The following is a 22,435-nucleotide window of genomic DNA, read 5'->3' as shown; positions in this document are numbered from 1 at the left end:
GTTCATCATTTTGTAAATTTTTCTATGGAAGATTCATTCATAATGTGGTACACTCATCAACGGAAACGAATCAATTAAATAGCTATTATCACTTGTATAACCTCAATAATATGGTTTGAGGGTGTCTACCAGGAACCGTAAAATCCTGATTACAAAATTTGTTTATGACATTTTTTGTAATCAGGATTTTTTTTATTTATCAAAACATTTAAGTAAAGGAGTTTGTTATGAATTTCAAAGTTTTCCTGCTTGCAGCTTCTACGATTGCAGTCGGATTGGTTGAGTTAATTGTGGGGGGAATTCTTCCTCAGATCGCAAATGATTTAGACATTTCCATTGTTTCAGCCGGACAGCTGATCAGTGTGTTTGCGCTGGGATATGCAGTATCTGGGCCGCTGCTTTTGGCATTGACTGCGAAGATTGAGCGGAAGCGCTTATATCTAATTGCTTTATTTGTTTTCTTCCTTAGCAATCTTGTCGCCTATTTCAGCCCTAATTTCGCAACACTGATGGTATCTAGGGTATTGGCAGCAATGAGTACAGGGCTGATTGTTGTGCTTTCTTTAACAATTGCCCCGAAAATTGTAGCGCCTGAATACAGAGCCCGCGCAATCGGAATTATTTTTATGGGATTCAGCTCTGCTATCGCATTAGGCGTGCCGCTCGGAATCTTAATCAGCGATTCCTTCGGGTGGCGGATTTTGTTCCTTGGCATCGGCCTGTTGGCACTGATCTCCATGCTGATTATTTCAATCTTCTTTGAAAGAATACCGGCGGAGAAAATGATTCCTTTCCGGGAACAACTCAAGACGATCGGTAATCTGAAAATCGCGAGTTCACACCTCGTCACGATGTTTACATTAGCTGGCCACTACACGCTTTACGCTTACTTTGCGCCGTTTTTAGAAGAGACTCTTCACCTGAGCTCTTTCTGGGTCAGCATTTGTTATTTCCTTTTCGGGATATCTGCTGTATGCGGAGGCCCTTTCGGAGGAGCGCTATCTGACCGGCTTGGTTCCTTTAAGAGCATTTTGCTGGTGACCGGTTCCTTTGCCATCATTATGTTCTTACTGCCGCTGTCTACATCGTCTATGATTTTCTTTTTGCCTGTCATGGTGATTTGGGGTCTTCTGAGCTGGAGCCTCGCCCCGGCTCAGCAAAGCTATTTAATTGAAATTGCACCTGATTCGTCTGACATTCAGCAAAGCTTTAACACATCGGCCCTCCAAGTCGGAATTGCCCTTGGCTCAGCCATTGGCGGTGTTGTTTTGGATCAGACGGGTACTGTGGTGTCAACGGCATGGTGCGGCGGATCGATTGTGATCATCGCTGTCCTGTTTGCTTTCATTTCTTTAACAAGACCTGTTCAAACAGCAAAAAAATCCTCCTTGTAAAAGGAGGATTTTTTATTATTTAGCTGAAAGCTCATCTTCGGTGACCCATTTGTGGTTTTTCACTTTTTCGCCGCTTGTTGTCGATGTATAGTCAACCATGTATACAGTTGTTTTTTCCGCGGAATCGATCTCGGCTGTTGCTCCTTTCATGCCTTTCATATGAGAAGCCTCTAAAATCACCTGATCTCCGGGTTGTAATGTTTTATCTCCGGCATCTTTGATTTCTTCTTGGATCACCCATTTGTGATGATCCACACGCTGTCCCCCATTAGTCGGAGTATAAGAAACAACATACGCAGTTGTATCATAGGCGCCTGTTACCGTAGCTTCAGCACCTTTCATGCCTTTCATATGGGAAGTATTGATGATTACCTGGCTGCCTACTTTGTATTTCGGATTTTTAGATTCCTGTAATCCCTCTGGAACGTCAGCTGATCCGGAATGGTCCATCTCTTCATGTGTTGAGGAGTCTGAATGATTGTCATGTGTGCTTTCTTTCGTACTGTTGTTATTGCCGCATGCTGATAAAACAAAAACAAGAGATAACATCAGAATTCCCAGTGCATTTTTAGAGATTTTCATGTTCATTCTCCTTTGCTTCATTTTTTTCCTGTAACTTTTGCCCGCAGACAATGAAAACATGCCCTCTCGATAATACTATACCCCCGAATGGTATGTAAATACGCTGATATTCTCATAATGCGTTCCCGCAGTTTGTCCTATTCCCCTTTGTTTGCAAAGCCAAACATAAAAAAAGCCGCTGTCAGGCGGCAATTACTGATTTAAGATTTTTATATACACACCTTTTTTTGCTTTTTGATAAGCGGCCTCACCCATTTTCCTCACCTTTTCAGAAACATCTGAGGATTTGATCCATTTGTCATCAAGAAAAATGGATGGATCGATTAGGCGCATTTTCTTCTTTTGATGGAAATCGTACTGGATGTCATCTTCTATTACTTGTATGCCGGGATGAATAGATGTAAGCAAGCTCAGGACTTCTTCATTTTTTGATGCACGCAGGATGTTCAGTACCTCTTGGTCCGTTTTCAGCAGATCCTCTGCGGATATGACATCATGCCGCAGCGCTGCCTTCAATGCTCGCGCTAAATATTCATATCCATATACATTCACAGGATTCAAAAAGAAATCAATTACTTCCTTGTAGTACACACTGACAAACCATTCGGCGGCTTCAATACTATCAGGAAACATCCTTCCGTTTCTCACAATAAGATGATCCAAAAAGGTTTGCGCTTCGTGCAGGTTAATGTGTCCATATCGGTACATATCACGCAGCGTATAGTCTGTCCGATCAGCACACAGCTCCGGTGCGGGCTGTTCGAGCAATGTCCACCTTGAATCGTCAGATAAAAGTTCTTCAGTATGATAGCCGTGTTTTTGTAAAATGTCCGGGATTTCAGAGTGAACAATGACTTGTTGAAAGATGTTTTCATGATAGTCTTCTGCTTGATTTTCAAAGACAACGTCGACCACATGAGAAAAAGCTGTGTGTGATACGTCGTGGAGCAGACCCGCAATCTGTTCTTCTATCGTTCCTCCGAGCTTTTTGATGAGGAGCATTACGCCGATGGAGTGCTCATACCGGGTCACATTCCACCTTCGATTGACTAAAAAGCTTGCTCCGCCTTGATAGATCCCTTTTAATCTTTGCACAGGAGCGCTTTTGATAAGCTCTTCCAGCACTCCGTCTATATGGTGGTGCCCGTAAATGACATCGCTGATTTCCATGCCGTCACCTCAACATCTATTTTTTTTGTTATATATTGTTTATATTGATAGTACACATGCAATCTTTCAATAGAGGAGTGTTACGATGATCATCATCCCAAACAATGAGATAGCGAAACATATGTTGACCGCTTTTTTTGCCAAGCATTGGGGTACACCCGAGATGGCGATTTCCAGCGGCATTTTTCGATGTGATGAATTAGATGGATTTGCCGCAGTAAATGAAAGCGGCGAAATCATTGGCTGTATTACATACACAATAGATGGGAAAGATTGTGAAATTATTTCATTAGATAGTATGATTGAAAATAAAGGAATCGGCACAGCTTTACTTCAGCAGGTTGAAGAGACGGCTAAACATGCACATTGTCAACGAATAAAGCTTATCACAACGAATGATAATGTACATGCGATGGCGTTTTATCAAAAGAGAGGCTATCAATTCGCCGAAGTGTTTCCGAACGCAGTTGAAAAAGCGCGCCGACTCAAGCCGGAGATTCCCGAGGTGGCTGAAAACGGCATTTTGATTCGGGATGAAATTCTATTTTCGAAGGTAATTGATTAAACGAATAGGAGTCTTTTATGTCCAGTCATTATAAATACCCTCTCATTTTCACGGCATTCCTATTAATCGCTTTCTGCTTGATCTTTTTTTCCTATCACCTGATTCATCATGTTCGTTTGGAGTATCCGAATTGGCAGGGAGAAAGCAAAGACCAGAATTGGGAAGCAGTTTTCACAAAAAATGAAGATGCACCGAATGAATACAGCGGCAAACTTTATTGGATCGGTGATACAATTGAAATAGACAACACTTATTTGGAATCACTGATTGTAAAAAAGGATGATGAAGTTCTGCTGAGTTCTGACACGGAAATCCCGATGCATGATTATGCTGGAGGCACTTTTTCTGATGGAAGCGCAAAGGAAAAGTCCGTTTCTTTTTTAGAGCGGTTAGATGAACATGAGCTTGAAGGCCATGATATTACGATAGAAGTGAAATGGAAACAAGGTAATCATTATTCTGCGAGTCAGCTTACGCTCAATGAAAAGACCTTGTTTGATGAAAAGCAGCAATAGATGATCAAAACGAAAAATAGACAAATGAAAAGGCATAACATATTTTATACAGCCCATATGTTATGCCTTTTTCTTCATTTCCGCCAAAAAGTGGAGCAGTCCGCCTTATCCAGAATATTAAACTCAATCATTTTCTCAAGTAGCGTGTAATCAACTGGACCATTCCAAGGGATACGTATCAGCTGCTCGGTGTAGTCATATCCGGCCTTCACAATATCATCCTCTACGTGCGCTATCGTTACTTTTTCAGGAGCGACAGCTAAATGCTTTTTAGAAACACTAAAGCCAATAATAAATGTACCGTGATCCGTAAACATCGGTTGATTCCATTTTATTTCTGTATGTAAATTTGGATATTTATTTTTTATCCAAGTTAACACCTCTTCCGTTCTTTCTCGGTGGAACGGGTCATCAATCCCCGCTAAATACTCAGAAAAAACGTCCATGTTGTTCCCTCCTAAAATAAAATGATGCCACTCCATATGAATTGCTCAGACATGTGCTTACACAATACCTCTTTCCAACATAATACTTAAAATTGTTCAAGATGTAAGCGGGTTGCTTCTATGCGACTATAGCAGATTTCAGTCCGCCTATCCACGGCAAGTATCTATTCCTCCAATTTATTTCTTTAGTACTATCACTCTTTCCTTCTTTTGATAGCAGTTCATTATTCTTGTAAATTCAATCTTTAAAATCGATTAATACTAGCTTAACAGTTTAAAAATATAATTGGGTTGTCATTGAGATTCATCTATATTTAGGAGGTTATCCAGTTGAAAAAATTCCCGAAGAAATTACTGCCTATCGCGGTTTTATCATCAATTGCGTTCAGCAGCTTAGCCAGCGGCAGTGTGCCTGATGCCAGCGCCCAGGAAAAGAAAAAGGGAAACCAAGACGAAATTAAGAATGTTATTGTTCTGATTGGTGATGGTATGGGTGTGTCTTATACGTCCGCTTATCGATACTTAAAGGATAATAAAAAGACAAAAGTTGTGGAACCTACGGCTTTTGATCAGTATCTTGTCGGCCAGCAAACAACTTACCCCGATGATCCTGAACAAAATGTAACAGATTCTGCAGCGGCGGCAACGGCTATGTCTGCGGGAATTAAAACATACAATAATGCCATAGCCGTGGATAACGACGGGTCAGAAGCCAAAACGGTGCTTGAAGCTGCGAAAGAAAAAGGAAAAGCAACAGGACTTGTGGCCACTTCAGAAATTACACACGCCACTCCGGCCTCTTTCGGTTCACACGACCACAGCCGAAAAAATATGAACTCAATTGCGGATGATTATTTTGATGAGATGGTCAACGGCAAGCACAAAATTGATGTCCTTCTAGGCGGAGGAAAGAGCAATTTTGACCGTAAGGACCGTAATTTGATCAAGGAATTCAAAAAAGCGGGGTACAGCTATGTGGATAACCGCAAGGACATGCTGAAAAACAAAGACAGCCAAGTTCTTGGCCTATTCGCTGACGGCGGCCTGCCTAAAAAGATTGACCGGACGAAGGATGTTCCATCACTTAAAGATATGACAAACACAGCCATTAAAAAATTAAACAAGGATAAAGACGGATTCTTCCTCATGGTGGAAGGCAGCCAAATTGACTGGGCGGGCCATGACAATGATATCGTCGGCGCCATGAGCGAGATGGAAGACTTCGAACAAGCTTATAAGGCGGCTATTGATTTCGCTAAAAAAGACAAGCACACATTGGTTGTCGCAACGGCTGACCACTCAACCGGCGGATATTCCATCGGTGCGGACGGCATCTACAATTGGTTCAGTGAACCCATTAAAGCCGCAAAACGCACACCAGACTTTATGGCAGAAAAGATCGCTGACGGCGCGGATGTTGAAAAAACGTTGAAAACATATATCGATCAAAAGAAATTGTCTTTAACAAAAGCCGAAATTCAATCTGTTGAAGAAGCGGCAAAATCGAAGGAAGTGCTGGATATCGATAACGCAATCGAGAACATTTTTAATAAACGCTCTCACACTGGATGGACAACAGGCGGACATACCGGTGAAGATGTTCCCGTCTATGCATACGGTCCGTCTAGTGAGACATTTGCCGGCCAAATTGATAATACAGAAATCGCAAAAAATGTCTTCAAGGCTTTACAATACAACATTAAGATTAACGATAAGTAAAAGAATACAAGGTGTCCCGTTGCTTGTATGAAGTAACGGGATCTCTTTTTAATGGAGGAATCATCATGAGAAGAATTCTTTCAATTTTCGTTTTTGCTATCATGCTTGCGGGCTGCTCATCAAACGCCAGTACTGAAAAACAGCATGCAGGCGGGGAGAAAACAGTAAAAGCTGAGCCGCAAAGCACTTCATCCCAGAAGGACAGCACAGATGATTATCAGCCTAATTCCCAGGTAACTGATGACCGGTCATTGCTTAAGGTCGGCCAAACGTTTTCAGATGATAAAGGAAAAGCTGTCTTAAAAGATATCAAACAAGTGAACAAAACCTATAAGATTGGCGACGTGGAGTTAACGGTAAAAGAAATGAAGCTGATCCACTTGCGCCCGGACTACAGCATGATTGATTACTTTCATGAGTTAACACACGATGAAGAGTTTGATTTCGTTAAGGTCTTCGTTGATATCAAGAACACCTCTTCAAAAAAAGTAAATGTTGCGCCGATTGCATTGATGAAAACAAATACGGGCGAAACCTTTGATTGGAACAAAGATATTTATCTTGAAGAGTTAAACGGCGAATTGGAAGGCGGCGCCGAAAAGTCCGGAAATCTCGGCTTTATTGTGAACGCATCAAGCGGCCATGCTCATGATAAGGCCGCGGATGCTGAGAAGAAAACAAAAAAGATCAAGTGGATCGAAATCACGACAAGTGACGTCTTTGACCATAACCATAAGAAAATCAGCGATGCTCAAAAAATCAAAATCAAGTTTTAAATCAAGAACTCCCGTACAAGGTACGGGAGTTCTTTTTCTTATTTGTTTTTTTGGCGAATCAACTCATCAATCCGCTCCATCACTTCTTCCATGTCCATACATTCTTTGAAGCTTTGATTGATTTTTTTAATGCCTGCCGTATACTGATCGTTGCGCAAAACCTCATCTACGGCTTGTTTTAATATTTGGGCATTGACTTCATCTTTAGAGATGACATAGCCTGCATGGAGTTCAGAGAGACGCTGCGCCACCATCGGCTGATCCTTGTCATGAGGCATGACAACCAGTGGCACGCTGAAATGAATGCCTTCGTTTACGCTGTTCATTCCGCCGTGTGTAATGAAAACATCCGATTGCTCCAGCACTTCCAGCTGAGGGACATACGGAGCAATGATAAAGTTTTCCGGCGCCTGCTTTAATTTGGTCAGGTCCGCTTTTTCTCCGGCAGCGATGACGACTTTTCCATTAAAGCCTGAAAATGCATCAATACAAAGGTTGAAGAAATCCTCTGTATGATCCAGTACAGTCCCCATTGAAATATAAATGACCTTCTCATCTTTTAGCTGTTCAATCGGGAAATCTGTTTTTTCCGCTCTCTTTGGAAAGCTCGGCCCGATAAATAGACATTCATCCCCGAAACGATCACTTTCTGGCTGAAAATAACGGCTTGTATACACTACGTTCAATTCCCCTTTATTGTTCATGAATTGAACCAGGTTTTTCGGGGCAACACCGTACGTTTCTTTCATTTTTGCCAAAAGGTCTTCGCACTCTTGATCCAATTCAAGCTGCGCTCCAGACTCCGGATGCAGCGGCAGGATTTTCAGGTGCTCCTCGCCAAACAAGAAAGACGCCGATGAAGAGACTCCTGGAATATCTAAGTAATCCCTTACCAATTCCCCCGCGCCGAATTTATCATAATAAACAAAATCAAATTGAATGCTCTTAGATAAGTCTTTGACAATCTGTAAAATGTCCAATGACGTTTTGATATGGATTTTCACGAAATCAAGAATGCCATTGGGCGAACCGACATGAATAGGTGTCGTTCGCAGCAGATCCCGGTGAAGATGGACCGTTGCTCCCGCTGCTTCTAATCGTTTTTTATATTTTTCAGTGGATATATAATGGACATCATATCCCTTATCGGAAAACGCTTTTGTAATGCCTAAGGTAGGATTCACATGGCCTTCCGCAGGAAAATTCAAAATCAATACTGTCTTCATGTAGACAACTCCCTCTCAAATCGTATTCTGACTCTTTGTTTAATCAGACTACTACTAATCGTAAAATGGGAACACAACCCATGCAAGGTACAAATGAATGAACTATTCTGCTGCTCTGGACTTAATCAAAAAAAAGACACCCAAGCTCTGGTGTCTTTTTTTACACTTTTCTGATCGTAAAAAATTTCCGCAGAAGCCATGGGCCCGGTGTAAAGCCCAGCGTTAACTGCCAAGCGCCAATAGCCTGCAATCTGTATTCGCGGACGATCTGCATCTTCCGGCTCATGCTCCTGACATCCTCAAACCATACCTCATGCGTCCGCCCCTGCTGATCACTGTACCGGAAAAACGGTGATTGATATTCGGCTGAATATTGTATCGGGGCTTGGTACCTCATCGCTCTTTCGATTGCGTTTTGATTTGAAATCGCTGAAGCAACTGTGCCCGGCTGGTACGGGATGATCCAGTCGTACCCGTAGAGCGGGACTCCGATAATGATTTTTCTGCTCGGCACCTGCGCAATCGTAAACTCAATGGTTCTCCTTATTTCAGTAATCGGCGCTACAGGACCCGGCTCACTTCCGGCATGATGCCAATCATAAGCCATGATAAACATATAATTGACAACCGCTCCTATCCCCCCGTAATCGTAGCCTCTCAGCCAGGGAATATTATCGCTTGTTTTTGCAGGAACGGCTATCGTCAGCACATACCCCCCCGCCTGAAGTCGATCTCTCAGCTGGCGTAAAAACCCAGTGAAAAGATCGCGATCCGCGGCGCTCACCTGCTCAAAATCGATTGTGACACCCCCATATCCCCTTGTGGAAACTAAGTTATAAATGTTGTTGACCAGATTGGTTCTCGCTGTTGGATTGTTCAGTACTTGGTGAACAATCTCCGTACTGAAGCCTCCTGATGTAAGGTTCGTTATTGTTGCCAGCGGCGTGACTCGCCTTTGCCAAGTTGTCTCAATAGCGGCCGCATCATTCAATTGGTTTGCAATGTCGCCGTTCGGTGCAATATGGTATTCGAAAATCGAAATCGAAGACGAGTATGGCGCATAATCATTGATTAATTCCCGATCGAGGTCTGGGTTACGGAGCACATAAAAACTTAACGTTCCCGCAATGTAATTTGAGATCGAAGGAATCGTTATTTTTGCTCCCGCTTGTAAAGCATTTGGGCTGATGCCCGGGTTTGCGGCCCGTAGCCGCTCTAAGGGAACAAATGCTTTTGCCGCAATGGCGGTCAGCGTGTCTCCCGGCTGAACCGTATATACATAAAGAGGGATAAGCAGAGCCTGCCCCGGCACGATATTTGTCTCATCTAAACCATTCACACTCCGGATTTGATCAACAGAAGCACCGTATCTTCTGCCTATGGAAAACAAAGAATCACCAGGCCCGACGATATGGATAAACATGTTTAACCCCCATTATTCGTTAGTCAATCCATCATAAAATCTTATTAACGGGGCCTCTTAGATATGTGGTGAATACATAAAAAAATACCAAGGGTTCTGCTCCCCCTTGGTACCGGATCATACAAATCAATTCTCTTTTCCTTCTTCAAGCACATGCTTCAAATGCTCACAGTCATGATTGAAATGAGCCAGCACATGCTGTTTGGCTGCTTCTTTGTTTTTCTTTTTCACTTCTTCAAATATCCTGCGGTGCTCACGCAGTATCGTTTCTGCACGGTGGTCGCCGGTATAATTAAGGATTCTGCAAAAATGAATCAGATCATTTACATGCTCAAGCAAATTTTTCAAATGTCTGTTATGGCTGAAATCAACCAGCAGCTCATGAAATTTTTGGTTTAAACGAATGATTTCCGTATCTTCCGTGCCGTTGTGAATCGCTTTCTCTGTTTCTTCAAGCTGTTTTTCGAGTATGGTCAGCTCTTCTTCGTCCGCTTCGTCTATGACTAATTCGACTGCCAGCTGCTCCAGCGGAATTCTGATTTTATAAATCTCATCTACATCTTTTGCCGTTAATGACGTGATCGAAAATCCATTTCGGTCATCCGCTTTTAACAAACCATCTTTCTCAAGCAATCGCATGGCTTCCCTTATCGGAGAGCGGCTGACGCCAAAGCTTTTCGCCAGCTGTGTTTCGTTTATCCGTTCCCCAGGCTTAAAAGTCCCGTTGAAGATCATTTTTTTTAGCTGGTTATAAAATTGCAGGTAGTAGGGAGTCGGCTTATCTAATTTAAAATCGTCCATATATAATACCTCTTTTGAATATATTCAAGGGCTTTTCTTCATCAAAATCATATAACAGATGGTAATGGGAAGCAACAAACTGCCTTGTCAGATCCCAGAATTTGAGGTACGATATGTTTGCTGAACGACGGTCGACGGACTACTGGCAACTGAAAAAACGGCGTGTTTTTCTTCGTCAATAGGACACCATACCTCCGCCAGAATAGCGCACGATTACATTTTTACATCTTTTCAATGGAGGAAAAAATATGCTCATTATTCTTGTTATGTTTCTTCTAGGAATTATTTTAGGCTTTATTGGCGCCGGTGGAGCCGGCTTTGTCATTGCCCTTTTAACGCTTCTTTTCCATATCCCGATTCATACGGCTTTAGGCACTTCACTTGCCGGCATGGCTTTTACAAGCTTATCAGGGGCATACAGCCACTATCGCGAGGGCAACATTCAAATGAAAATCGGCTTAATAGTCGGAGGCTTTGCTGCGGTTGGCTCATTTTTCGGCGCCAAGCTGACATCTTTTATTCCGGCTGATTTGCTTCATTATTTGACGGCTGGAATGTTATTTTTATCAGCAATTCTCATTTTAATCAGATTATTTATTTTAAAAGAGAAGGCTCAAGTGAATCAAAGCACTCTTTCAACGTATACGAGAGCGGTAATCTTAGGAATTGCAGCCGGCGTTCTTTCCGGCACATTCGGCATTGGGTCGGCACCTTTTATTCAAATTGGTTTAATGATTATGCTGAATCTGTCCATTCGCCATTCTGTCGGAACGACGATGCTTGTGATCATCCCTCTGGCTGTAGGTGGAGGCATCGGGTATATCACAGAAGGTTTTGTTGATTACGTTTTGCTTGTCAAAGTTCTGGTCGGGACAATGTGCGGTGCCTATGTAGGCGCGAAATTCACCAACCTCATGCCAAAGGTGGTTTTGAAATCAGCCATCTTTTTGACTCCGGCGATTGCAGGCCTGCTGTTGTTATTCTAAATAAAACAAAAAACCTGACGTCATGTCAGGTTTTTTTTATGAATTCTGCCCTACTCGTTCTTTCGTTAATCCAAAAAACGCCAGTGAGCCGATGACAGCTGTTACAAACATGATGGCTCCCATCGGAACGGCTGTTGTCTCATTAATGCCTACAAGCGGTGACACGATTGAACCAAGGAGCAGCGGGAGCATCCCAAGCAGCGCACTTGCACTTCCGGCGCGGTGCCCCTGCTTTTCCATGGCTAGGGTAAACGTGCTGGTCAGAACCATGCCGATCGTAATCATGTAAATGAAAATGGATATGACTAATGTAGCAAGAGGACCGTGAATCATGGTCATGGTTAATAGCACAGCCGTCGCAATCATAGCCGTAATGACCGCTATACGAAGCAGGCTTTTTTCATGAATGATTCCGCCAAAGCGTCCGATGATAAAGCTGCCCGATATAATCGCCAGCCCGTTAATGCCAAAAAGAATACTAAATACCTGCGGCGACACCCCGTAGATATCCTGGTATACAAAAGGCGTACCAGACACATATGCAAAGCTTCCCCCGTGAATAAATCCGACAGTTAACGCGTACCCCATAAAGGATCGATCCTTCAGCAGGCTGCCCATCGTTTTGACGGATGTTCCGATTGAGCTTGGAATCCGTTTTTCCGGCGGAAGCGTTTCTTTTAACCTCAATGCAATCAGAAGAACTAGTAAAAATCCGATGATCATTAGGACGTGAAAAATTGTATGCCACGTTGCGAACGGCAAAAGCAAAATGGCACCGCCTGTCATAGGCGCAACCATTGGCGCCACCGCGGTAATGACCATTAACAGCGAGAAAAATTTAGAAAGCTCTCTTCCGGTAAACACATCGCGGACGATTGCGCGAGACAGCACAAGCCCTGCAGAAGCAGTGAAGCCCTGTAAAAAACGCGCAGCCACTAAAGTTGTTATATTGGGCGACAGTGCACAAAACAGAGAAGATAACGCAAATAAAAAAATACAGATTAATAGCGGTTTTCGTCTTCCCTGCGCATCGCTGACCGGCCCGACAATTAGCTGGCCGATCGTAAGCCCAACCAGACAGGCTGTTAAACTTAACTGAACAAGTGAAGCACTTGCTGATAAATCTTCCGCGATTTCAGGAAAACTTGGCAAATACATATCTATATTAAGCGGGCCCAATATAGCAAGCATGCCGAGCAGAAACGCTAGTGCCAAGCGTTCTTTTCCAGTTGGATTGTGCAGCATGTTATCAAACCTTCCCTTCAACCTAGTCCCTTATATAATGGATGTCAGCTCCAACTATGGATTGAAGCTGTGAAACATTTGTATATTGTATCATAACTTTCAGCCTGTGAAAGCCGCTTGAGCACGGGCTCGGCAAAGTGATATTCCGAACACCTATAAAGGGAATGATGCGGGGAATCATCGTGATCAGCATCATCTGAAGAAACGGCCAGCTTTTTTTGCTAAGTTCTAGCCTAGCGAATTTTATGCGCTGGGAGGTTGTTCAAAAGTGCAAATGGCTTGCAAGATGAAATCAATCGTTGTATATTAATTGACGTGTCAATCATTGATATATCAATTAATAGTTTTGACAGGAAAGAAGGGATGGGTTTTGGCGTCATTTTGTTCAGAGGAAGCCGAGATTTTATATCAGCTGCAAGGCGTGAACAAGGTGATTGGCGTGAAGTTCGAGGCATGCACGGGCATCAGCCAATCTCGTTTGGAATTGCTGACATTGCTTTATCATGCAGATGAGATCAGTCAAAGCGACCTTCAAAAGAAAGTAAATATCGATAGCGCAGCCGTTACCAGACACCTGAAACAGCTGGAAGCCAAAGGCATGGTATCAAGGCGGCGCAAGCCTGAGGACAACCGCATCACCCTTGTTCGGTTAACAGACCAAGGAAGAGAGCGAATTGAGTCTTCTAAGAAGGAAAAGGAGCGTTTCATGAAGGAAATGCTCGCAAATGTAAGCGCAGAAGAACGCCGCCTGCTCATTGATGTGCTGGCGCGAATGCGAAACAATATAGATAATATCGAAGCTTAAGAGGAGTGTATCAACATGATCAAAACAAACGATTTTATGGAAATTATGAAAGGCCGCCGTTCTATCCGCAACTATGATCCGGCAATAAAAATCAGCAAAGAAGAAATGACAGAGATCTTAGAGGAAGCAACAACTGCCCCATCTTCTGTTAACGCGCAGCCATGGCGTTTTCTTGTCATTGACAGCCCGGAAGGAAAAGAAAAGCTCGCACCGCTTGCAAGCTTTAACCAAACTCAGGTCACAACATCATCTGCTGTCATCGCTGTATTTGCAGACATGAACAATGCAGACTACCTAGAAGAAATCTATTCAAAAGCCGTGGAACTTGGTTACATGCCGCAGGAGGTCAAAGACAGACAAATCGCCGCGCTGACCGCACATTTTGAAAAGCTTCCGGCACAGGTCAACCGTGAAACGATCCTGATTGACGGAGGTCTCGTTTCCATGCAGCTGATGCTGACTGCACGCGCGCATGGCTACGATACAAACCCGATCGGCGGATACGATAAAGAAAACATCGCGGAAACCTTCGGATTAGATAAAGAACGTTATGTACCGGTTATGCTACTTTCTATCGGAAAAGCAGCAGACGAAGGCTATGCTTCCTACCGTCTGCCGATTGATACAATTGCAGAATGGAAATAAAACAAAGAGCCCGGGAATGTTTTCCGGGCTCTTTGTTTTTAAGTACAGCCGCCGTTTGATCGTCTGATCTTTTTTGGGTAACAAGTCTGAAGTTAGTCGTTTAGTCATGAAAAAAGAGTGATGACCATTCATCACTCTTCTCTCGATTATTCTTTTCCTTTCTTCCTGCCGAACGGCCACCAGTTTCCTTCTCCAAAGGTCGCAATGATTGCCGGGATGAAGAGCGGAAGTATGACAAGGCCGTAAAGCAAGAGCCCGATGATGATAACACTTGCCACCTGCATCAGTGTATTGACACCTGAAGGCATCATCGCCGCGAACGTACCGGCCAATATAATGGCAGCTGTAATAATGACAGATCCCATTTTGCTCATTGACCTGACGACACCTTGCTCAATGCCAAGGTGCACCTCTTCCTTAAATCGATCCAGCAAGAAGATCGAATAATCTACCCCTAACGCGATCAAGATGACAAAGCTGAAGAATGGCACTGCCCAGCTGACACCCGCGTTTCCTAAGCCGTTTACAAAAATTAATTCTGTTATGGATATCGACGTATAGTACGTCAGCAGCAATGACGCGATCATATAAATCGGCATGATCATTGAGCGGAACAAAATGGTTAACACGATAAACAGGCCTATAATCATAATCACCATTGTTCTGGAGAAGTCCGTTGTGGACAGCTCCTTTAAGTCCGCATTCATACTCGTGACCCCGCCGTATACGATCTGTGCATCCTCCAAAGGAGTGCCGTCAACTTCGTTTGCGACAGCTTTTTTGATTTGGTTTATTGTCGTAATAGCTTGTTCTGAGTACGGATTTGAATCCAGAACGACACTTAATTGAACACCTTTTCCGTCTGCAAAGGAATACTGGTCAATTGACTTCTTAAAGTCTTTGTCCTTCATTACTTGATCAGGAATGAATATGCCTGTATCTCTTACAGTTGGACTTTTGCTCATGTCCTCTAACATATCACTGGAAGCTGTAATACCGTCAGAGACTTTCGTCAGGCCCTCATTTGCGCTTTTTACGCCTTCGGACAGCTTCTTCAGGCTTTCTGTCAGGGTTCCAGCTTGTGCCTGCTGGCCTGAGAGCTGTTGGTTCGCTTGTTCAAGACCGGTTTGAATCTGGCCAAGCTGTCCGCTGATTGCCGTAAGCTGCTGCACGGTCTGTGCGGTATTGCCGGTTTGGGAAATCTGTTTGCTCACAAGCTGCAGCTGCTGATTGATTTTGCCCAAGCCATCTGCCGCATCGCCCAGTGAACCGCCAGACCCTCCATTTGAGGCCGAACCGGTTTGCCCTGCCATTTGATTCAGTCCGTTTTCTATATCCGTTAATCCGCTTTGGACATCGGCAATCCCTTTCACCGTCTTATCCAGCCCGTCTGAAACCGATCCTAGCTGGTTATCAATATATAAATCTTTGATTTTTTCACCAGTCGGCTGCGTAATGGTCATAACAGAGTCAACATGATCAACTTTCTCGATCGCTTTGCTGATGTTTCCGAGATAAGGGATTGTATCAGCTGTTGTAAGATCTTTGTCTCCTTTTACGACAACATTGATCGGGAACGCTTTTCCTTCCCCGAATCCATCCTTAATGGCCTCGAGAGCTTTTATAGATTTATAATCGCTGCTGATTTCCGCAGTTGAGTCGAATGAAATCTGGTCATCATAGGTCAAGATGAACGGAAGCGTGATAATGACCGTGATGACTATAAACAGAAACGGACGCGCAACGGAGTGTCTGCCGAGAAACGCCCATAATTTGTTGTCACTGTGTGACAGCACTTTCTTAGAAGGCCAGAATAATTTTTCACCCAGTGTCACCATAAATAATGGCAGCAGTGTGTAGAGGATGATCATTAAGATTCCCACACCGACTGCTACCCCTACTGCGGATTGGAAAATCGCAAACTTCGCAAATCCTAAGGCGGAAAATCCGATCAATACCGCAAATCCGCTGATAAATAAGGTTTTTCCCCCTGTGCGGTAAGCGATAAGCGCCGCTTCTTTTTTATCATGCCCGTTTGCCAATTCTTCACGGAATCGTGTAAGAAGCAGTATGCAGTAATCTGTTCCAATGCCGAACAGGATCGCGACTAAGAAGGTTTGCGTAAACGTCGAGATTGGAAAATCAACATTGTATACAAGGATGCCCAGTATGGATTGACTGATCAGATAAGAAAAACCGACAACCACAATCGGGATAAAAGGCGTCACAACAGATCGGAACACGATCAACAGTAAACCGATGATCAGGCAGACTGTGATCACTTCCGTTTTCTTAAGCCCTTCCTCTGAGCTGTGAGCGAAATCCTGGTTGATAAGGGAAGCTCCCGTAATATATGCCGTCAAGTCATCAGGAACGATTTGATAAATCTCGTCCGCAATTTTTTCCGCCTTTTTATCAGAACCTGTAATCGTGACAGGCATGAGAACGGTTTTCTTGTCTTTCGACATCAACTGGTCTTTGACTTCTTTTTCCGCTGACAGAGGAGATGTTACCTCTTCTACACCGTCGATCTTTTTGATTTTATCAATCATTATCCGGAGCTGATTCTCTGTTTCTTTCTTTATAGCGTTGTCTAATGTAAAGACAACACTGATCGAATTATTGTCTTCTCCCGCTTGTTTTAAAATGGCGTTTGCCCTTTCTGAAACAGCATCAGCGGGAAGCTGGGCCTGCCCCTTTTGATTGGCCAGCTCCGTTAAGTTCGGAGAAAACAAACTCAAAACGACGGTAAGTGCTAATACTATGGCTGCAATTGCCCACTTGAATTTGATGATTGCTCTCATTCGGCAGAATCTCCTCCTTTAAATTTGCTTTTTAAAATGGTGAATATCTCGATGATGGAATGTAAGTGTTCCTCATCTATATCATCAATCAACGGTTTGAGCGCGTTAAAGATGGCAGAATCTAATTCTTCCAGTATGTGTTCACCACTGGGTGTAATGTTAATAAGCTTAGAGCGCCTATCACTTTTTTCCGGACAGTCGTCCCATTGAACCAATCCCTTTTCGAGCAGCTTTTTCAATCTGTTAGAGATCGCGCTCTTATGTACATTTTGGTACATGGCCAGGCTGCCGGGAGAGGTTGGGCCCTTGACTTTTAAAATTTTCAACAGGTCTGCCTGTTCCCTTGAGATATGCTTGAAGACATCCTGATTGATTTCACGATGCACAAATTCTGTCCCTTCAAGCAGGACTTCCACAAACAGGTTTATCGCCTGACATAGCTTTTGTTCATTCAATATCTTCCCCTCCTCATTATAGTTTACCCCACTAAACTTTATGTTCAATGTCAATTAGTTTATTCCTCTAAACTATATATGTCAACAAATTTTATTCACGGGCACTCTACACGAGAACTCACGTTCGTGTATAATAGAAGCTATATACATGAAAGGGGGAATTTTAACATGTCAGATTTGGCGTTCAAATTGTATGAATATAACGTCTGGGCCAATCAACAAATATTCAACCGATTAAAAGAGCTTCCAAAAGAGGTATACTATCAGGAAATTCAAAGCGTGTTTCCGTCAATATCCCATGTATTGTCTCATGTTTATCTTTCTGATCTCGGCTGGATTGAAGTGTTTTCCGGCAAAACCTTGAGCGATGCTTTGGCTTTAGCTGAACAGCTTAAAGAACAGACAGAGGCAAAAGAAATAGAGGAAATGGAAGACCTTTTTCTGAAGTTATCCGAGCGCTTTACACTATTTTTACAGCAAAAAGAACAGCTCAATCAGCCACTCCAGATTCAAAATCCCTCAGGCGGAATCATGAAAACAACTGTTTCCGAACTACTTCCCCACGTTGTCAATCACGGAACATACCACCGCGGCAATATCACAGCAATGCTGCGGCAGGCAGGCTACGCATCCGCACCGACAGATTATGGGCTCTACCTGTTTATGAAAAAAACTGAAAAAGCATAAAAAAGCGGCTCCCTAAATGGAGCCGCTTTTTTCGGGAAATAGTCCAAATCACATTAAAATTCTTTTCATCAATCCTTTTTTAGTAAAAAAGATAGAAATTTTAGTGTTATAATAATCATTAAAAATAGATTGCTGACTCAATAAACAATTTTCAATGGAGGAACACATAAAGTGACAGACGACATGACGAAAGACAATATAAATCAGCAAACGTTGCAGAGAGGCTTGAAAAACAGGCATATCCAGCTCATCGCCATCGGCGGAGCCATTGGGACAGGCTTATTTCTCGGCTCGGGCAAATCGATTCATTTTGCCGGACCTTCGATTTTATTTGCTTATATGATCACAGGGATCATTTGCTTTTTAATTATGAGATCGCTGGGTGAACTGCTGTTATCAAACTTGAACTATCACTCTTTTGTGGATTTTGTACAAGACTACCTAGGCGATATGGCAGCATTTATCACCGGCTGGACATATTGGTTCTGCTGGATTTCCATTGCGATGGCTGATCTGACAGCAGTCGGGCTCTACACTCAATATTGGCTCCCGGGTGTGCCGCAATGGGTGCCCGGCTTGATCGCTCTTATTATTTTACTGATTATGAACCTAGCGACAGTCAAGCTTTTTGGAGAATTAGAATTTTGGTTTGCTTTGATTAAAGTCATTGCCATTTTGGCGTTAATCGTCATTGGCCTTGTGATGATTTTCAAAGGCTTTTCCACAAGCTCAGGAGTGTCCAGCTTCACAAACCTCTGGAGCCACGGAGGCCTGTTCCCGAATGGCATGCACGGGTTTATCCTCTCGTTCCAGATGGTTGTGTTTGCTTTTGTCGGCATTGAGCTTGTCGGGCTTACGGCCGGTGAAACAGAAAACCCTGAAAAAGTAATCCCTAAGGCGATCAACAATATTCCTGTCCGTGTGCTGCTTTTTTATATCGGGGCTCTTCTCGTGATTATGAGCATCTATCCTTGGGATGTCATCAATCCCAGCGAAAGCCCATTCGTACAAGTATTTGTCGCTGTTGGCATCGTCGGGGCTGCAAGTATTATCAACTTTGTTGTGTTGACATCCGCTGCTTCAGCGTGCAACAGCGCTGTATTCAGTACAAGCCGTATGGTCTATTCCCTGGCGAAAGATCACAATGCGCCTGAGTCAATGGCGAAACTGACTCAGCGTAAAGTGCCTAGAAATGCTTTATTCTTTTCAGCTATCGTGATTTTAATCGGTGTTACGTTAAACTACATCATGCCAGAAGGCGTATTCACCCTGATCACAAGTATTTCAACCGTATGCTTTATCTACATTTGGGGGATTACGGTCATCTGCCATATGAAATACCGCAAAACAAGACCTGAATTAGCGAAAACAAACAAGTTTAAGCTTCCGCTTTATCCGTTTACAAATTACCTGATTCTTGCGTTCCTGGCGTTTGTTCTGGTTGTGCTGGCACTGGCACAGGATACTCGTGTTTCCTTATTTGTCACACCGGTTTGGTTTATTTTGCTGATTGTGATTTATAAAGTGAGAAAAGCGAAGCATCAATAACACTCGAAACTCCTGCCTCAAAAATGAGAGCAGGAGTTTTTTTGATGAAAATGACCTTTGCTTTTGAATTTGAAGGTATGCTATAGTGTTTGTAATCAAAACAAGAAGGGATGATGGGTGGACAATGATTAACTAATCTTATTTTTACCGTTTGAAATCAATATTTCAAATCAAAAAATAGGATTAGTCTGCCCATTTTCTATATATACGACACTGCTATTTATAAAAAATAGCTTATTTGATCATGCACAGGCACGGCTAATCCTTCCAACACATTTGGGAGGATTTTTTTATTCTCCCTTTAAAGCGAGGGATATGGATGAAAGAGATCGTAACATTAACAAACGTTAGCTATGAAGTAAAGGATCTAACTGTTTTTAAACATGTAAACGCCAGTGTTCAGCAAGGAGATATCATTGGGATTATCGGAAAAAACGGCGCTGGGAAATCTACGCTGCTGCACCTCATTCACAATGACTTAGCCCCTGCACAGGGTCAAATCCTTCGGAAGGATATAAAACTGGCTTTGGTTGAACAGGAAACCGCGGCGTATTTCTTTGCGGATCAGACACCTGCCGAAAAGAAGTTACTGGAGAAATGGCATGTGCCTCTTCGTGATTTTCATCAGTTAAGCGGCGGTGAAAAACTGAAAGCGCGGCTGGCGAAAGGACTATCAGAGGATGCAGATCTGCTGCTGTTAGATGAACCGACAAACCACCTTGATGAAAAAAGCTTACAATTTCTCATCCAACAGCTGAAACATTATAACGGCACTGTGATTCTCGTTTCTCACGATCGATATTTTTTAGACGAAGCCGCAACAAAAATATGGTCGCTTGAGGATCAGACGCTGATTGAATTCAAAGGGAATTACTCCGGGTATATGAAGTTCCGGGAGAAGAAAAGACTCACCCAGCAGCGTGAATATGAAAAGCAGCAAAAAATGGTTGAACGGATTGAAGCACAAATGAATGAGCTCGCTTCTTGGTCGGAAAAAGCCCATGCTCAATCGACGAAAAAGGAAGGGTTTAAAGAATATCACCGGGTAAAAGCGAAGCGTACGGATGCCCAGATAAAATCCAAGCAGAAGCGGCTTGAAAAAGAGCTGGAAAAAGCAAAGGCGGAACCCGTCACCCCAGAATATACAGTCCGCTTTTCAATCGATACAACCCACAAAACAGGAAAACGTTTTTTAGAAGTTCAGAATGTAACAAAAGCGTTTGGAGAAAGGATCCTCTTTAAAAACGCAAACTTTACGATTCAGCACGGCGAAAAGGTTGCGATCATAGGCCCCAATGGCAGCGGAAAAACGACATTACTGAACATCATTCTGAGACAGGAAACAGCAGAAGGAAGTGTATGGGTGTCGCCGTCCGCAAACATCGGCTATTTAACGCAGGAGGTGTTTGATTTGCCTTTAGAACAAACACCGGAAGAGTTATTTGAGAATGAAACATTCAAAGCAAGGGGGCACGTTCAAAATCTGATGAGACACTTAGGTTTTACAGCCGCCCAATGGACTGAACAGATCAAGCATATGAGTATGGGTGAGCGTGTAAAGATCAAGCTGATGGCATATATTCTGGAGGAAAAAGACGTGCTGATTTTAGATGAGCCGACAAACCATCTCGACCTGCCGTCACGCGAACAGCTGGAAGAAACACTGTCACAATACAGCGGCACATTGCTGGCGGTTTCACATGACCGATACTTTCTCGAAAAAACAACAAACAGTAAACTCGTCATCTCAAACAACGGCATCGAAAAGCAGTTAAATGACGCCGCTCCTTCTGAAAGAAATGAGCGGGAAGAGCTTCGATTAAAGCTTGAGACAGAAAGACAAGAAGTGCTGGGAAAACTCAGTTTTATGACGCCAAATGATAAAGGGTATAAGGAGCTTGATCAGGCTTTCAATGAGCTTACGAAACGAATAAAAGAGCTGGATCATCAAGACAAAAAAGACTGAGGGAGAAAGTTCAAGCGGTATTGAAAAGGACAACAGCTGTTGTCCTTTTTCTTTATATGTTCAAGCCTTCCCATGACATTAATTTTTCTAATGATGACTTATAGTATCCTGCCACCGCTTCCAGATAGGCATGTTGTATTTGGGTAACGTAAGCGGCTTTTCACTATAGCTGTTTCCGCATACGTATATTGGTCATGGCATAACCCATCTTCTGATAGAGATAGACGGCTGTCTCGTTGTGTGCAAATACATGAAGAGCCAGCCTTTCCACACCAAGCTCTCTTGCTCTTTCATCAAGCGTTTGAAGCGCCAATTGAGCAAGTCCTTTTCCGCGAAAGGCTTCATACAACCCAAAGGAATAGATAAACGCTTCCTTTTGCGGATGAAACGGATCAGCATACAGCCAGAGCCAGCCCATTCTTTCCCCTTGGTCATTTGTGATGTTCCAAAAATAATGATTGCTGCTGTCTCGCCCATTCGGAATCATGTTCTCATATGCCTGCTCCGATTTCTCAAGCGCCTCTTTTTCCGTCCAAGTTCCTGACGTTATGTTTTGTTTCGCATAATTTTGCACGGACATCCCGCGAAAGGCTTCGAACTCTTCCTCAGTCATGTCTTCCAAAGTTAATGCCATCCTGTATTCCTCCTTTATAAAAAAAGCCCAGCTGATGCCGGAC

Annotated in this window: 21 protein-coding genes and 1 riboswitch; of the genes, 11 read left to right on the top strand and 10 right to left on the bottom strand. The window is 43.2% G+C overall.

What is annotated here, in order from left to right:
- Positions 1–72: 72 nt before the first annotated feature.
- Positions 73–172, top strand: a riboswitch (purine riboswitch).
- Between the two features lie 55 nt (positions 173–227).
- Positions 228–1,394 (top strand): purine transporter PbuE, encoded by a 1,167-nt coding sequence (gene pbuE, locus AC07VD_RS18535; RefSeq protein WP_003234105.1) that lies wholly within the window; start codon positions 228–230, stop codon positions 1,392–1,394.
- Positions 1,395–1,409: 15 nt separating this feature from the next.
- Here the strand turns inward: pbuE and AC07VD_RS18530 are convergent, their stop codons facing one another.
- Together AC07VD_RS18530 and AC07VD_RS18525 are read right to left on the bottom strand one after the other, a co-directional pair.
- A complete protein-coding gene (locus tag AC07VD_RS18530) occupies positions 1,410–2,027 on the bottom strand; it encodes a YdhK family protein (RefSeq protein WP_082200996.1) in 618 nt (205 codons plus the stop codon).
- Between the two features lie 141 nt (positions 2,028–2,168).
- On the bottom strand, positions 2,169–3,146 hold the full coding sequence (locus AC07VD_RS18525) for an HD domain-containing protein (RefSeq protein ID WP_134155599.1): 978 nt from the start codon (positions 3,144–3,146) through the stop codon (positions 2,169–2,171).
- A gap of 85 nt (positions 3,147–3,231) precedes the next feature.
- On the opposite strand from AC07VD_RS18525, the gene AC07VD_RS18520 reads away from it, so the two are divergent.
- A complete protein-coding gene (locus AC07VD_RS18520) occupies positions 3,232–3,711 on the top strand; it encodes a GNAT family N-acetyltransferase (RefSeq protein ID WP_032727120.1) in 480 nt (159 codons plus the stop codon).
- A gap of 17 nt (positions 3,712–3,728) precedes the next feature.
- Positions 3,729–4,226 carry a YdhH/YoaO family protein gene (locus AC07VD_RS18515; protein ID WP_003234115.1) on the top strand — a complete coding sequence of 166 codons (498 nt, stop codon included), beginning with the start codon at positions 3,729–3,731 and terminating at the stop codon, positions 4,224–4,226.
- Between the two features lie 74 nt (positions 4,227–4,300).
- Here AC07VD_RS18515 and fra read toward each other — a convergent pair whose 3' ends face one another.
- Positions 4,301–4,672 (bottom strand): iron chaperone frataxin, encoded by a 372-nt coding sequence (gene fra / locus AC07VD_RS18510; protein WP_106074111.1) that lies wholly within the window; start codon positions 4,670–4,672, stop codon positions 4,301–4,303.
- 330 nt (positions 4,673–5,002) lie between these two features.
- Here fra and AC07VD_RS18505 point away from each other — a divergent pair, with 330 nt between their 5' ends.
- The gene (locus AC07VD_RS18505) at positions 5,003–6,391 is read left to right on the top strand and encodes an alkaline phosphatase family protein (protein ID WP_494721909.1); all 1,389 of its coding nucleotides are present in this window, start codon (positions 5,003–5,005) and stop codon (positions 6,389–6,391) included.
- 65 nt (positions 6,392–6,456) lie between these two features.
- Positions 6,457–7,167: a membrane lipoprotein lipid attachment site-containing protein gene (locus AC07VD_RS18500; protein ID WP_024571332.1), complete on the top strand. Its 711-nt coding sequence runs from the start codon at positions 6,457–6,459 to the stop codon at positions 7,165–7,167.
- Between the two features lie 38 nt (positions 7,168–7,205).
- Here AC07VD_RS18500 and AC07VD_RS18495 read toward each other — a convergent pair whose 3' ends face one another.
- The 3 genes from AC07VD_RS18495 to AC07VD_RS18485 all read right to left on the bottom strand — a co-directional run bounded on the left by AC07VD_RS18495 (position 7,206) and on the right by AC07VD_RS18485 (position 10,617).
- Complete coding sequence (locus tag AC07VD_RS18495; protein WP_494721908.1) at positions 7,206–8,393, bottom strand: macrolide family glycosyltransferase; 1,188 nt, start codon at positions 8,391–8,393, stop codon at positions 7,206–7,208.
- A 160-nt stretch (positions 8,394–8,553) separates the two neighbouring features.
- Positions 8,554–9,816: a glycoside hydrolase family 18 protein gene (locus AC07VD_RS18490; RefSeq protein ID WP_153255726.1), complete on the bottom strand. Its 1,263-nt coding sequence runs from the start codon at positions 9,814–9,816 to the stop codon at positions 8,554–8,556.
- Positions 9,817–9,942: 126 nt separating this feature from the next.
- Positions 9,943–10,617, bottom strand: a complete 675-nt coding sequence (locus AC07VD_RS18485; RefSeq protein ID WP_003234129.1) for a GntR family transcriptional regulator — start codon at positions 10,615–10,617, stop codon at positions 9,943–9,945.
- Positions 10,618–10,865: 248 nt separating this feature from the next.
- Between AC07VD_RS18485 and AC07VD_RS18480 the strand changes: the two genes are divergently transcribed.
- Positions 10,866–11,603, top strand: coding sequence for a sulfite exporter TauE/SafE family protein (locus AC07VD_RS18480; protein ID WP_003234130.1), 738 nt, complete (start codon positions 10,866–10,868; stop codon positions 11,601–11,603).
- Between the two features lie 36 nt (positions 11,604–11,639).
- On the opposite strand, the gene AC07VD_RS18475 is transcribed toward AC07VD_RS18480, so the two are convergent.
- Complete coding sequence (locus AC07VD_RS18475) at positions 11,640–12,848, bottom strand: MFS transporter (protein ID WP_014475975.1); 1,209 nt, start codon at positions 12,846–12,848, stop codon at positions 11,640–11,642.
- A gap of 310 nt (positions 12,849–13,158) precedes the next feature.
- Between AC07VD_RS18475 and AC07VD_RS18470 the strand changes: the two genes are divergently transcribed.
- Together AC07VD_RS18470 and AC07VD_RS18465 are read left to right on the top strand one after the other, a co-directional pair.
- Positions 13,159–13,653, top strand: coding sequence for a MarR family transcriptional regulator (locus AC07VD_RS18470; RefSeq protein WP_072557150.1), 495 nt, complete (start codon positions 13,159–13,161; stop codon positions 13,651–13,653).
- 15 nt (positions 13,654–13,668) lie between these two features.
- Entirely contained in the window at positions 13,669–14,298 is a 630-nt protein-coding gene (locus AC07VD_RS18465; RefSeq protein ID WP_494721907.1) for a nitroreductase family protein, read from the top strand.
- A gap of 146 nt (positions 14,299–14,444) precedes the next feature.
- Here AC07VD_RS18465 and AC07VD_RS18460 read toward each other — a convergent pair whose 3' ends face one another.
- On the bottom strand, positions 14,445–17,102 hold the full coding sequence (locus AC07VD_RS18460; protein WP_494721906.1) for an MMPL family transporter: 2,658 nt from the start codon (positions 17,100–17,102) through the stop codon (positions 14,445–14,447).
- The gene (locus tag AC07VD_RS18455) at positions 17,099–17,557 is read right to left on the bottom strand and encodes a MarR family transcriptional regulator (protein WP_003242874.1); all 459 of its coding nucleotides are present in this window, start codon (positions 17,555–17,557) and stop codon (positions 17,099–17,101) included. The genes AC07VD_RS18460 and AC07VD_RS18455 overlap by 4 nt, the downstream gene beginning before the upstream one ends.
- A 168-nt stretch (positions 17,558–17,725) precedes the next feature.
- Between AC07VD_RS18455 and dinB the strand changes: the two genes are divergently transcribed.
- The 3 genes from dinB to vmlR all read left to right on the top strand — a co-directional run bounded on the left by dinB (position 17,726) and on the right by vmlR (position 21,758).
- A complete protein-coding gene (gene dinB, locus AC07VD_RS18450; protein ID WP_130573280.1) occupies positions 17,726–18,244 on the top strand; it encodes a damage-inducible protein DinB in 519 nt (172 codons plus the stop codon).
- A gap of 171 nt (positions 18,245–18,415) precedes the next feature.
- On the top strand, positions 18,416–19,792 hold the full coding sequence (locus tag AC07VD_RS18445; RefSeq protein WP_014475969.1) for an amino acid permease: 1,377 nt from the start codon (positions 18,416–18,418) through the stop codon (positions 19,790–19,792).
- Positions 19,793–20,111: 319 nt separating this feature from the next.
- Positions 20,112–21,758 (top strand): ABC-F type ribosomal protection protein VmlR, encoded by a 1,647-nt coding sequence (gene vmlR, locus AC07VD_RS18440; protein WP_124060033.1) that lies wholly within the window; start codon positions 20,112–20,114, stop codon positions 21,756–21,758.
- Between the two features lie 163 nt (positions 21,759–21,921).
- Here the strand turns inward: vmlR and AC07VD_RS18435 are convergent, their stop codons facing one another.
- On the bottom strand, positions 21,922–22,392 hold the full coding sequence (locus AC07VD_RS18435; protein ID WP_124060034.1) for a GNAT family N-acetyltransferase: 471 nt from the start codon (positions 22,390–22,392) through the stop codon (positions 21,922–21,924).
- Positions 22,393–22,435 lie beyond the last annotated feature (43 nt).

It is taken from the genome of Bacillus sp. GW821-FHT01G09 (genome assembly GCF_059422205.1).
The sequence above is the reverse complement of the archived record's forward strand: the minus strand, read 5'-3'. Positions and strand labels throughout refer to the sequence as shown.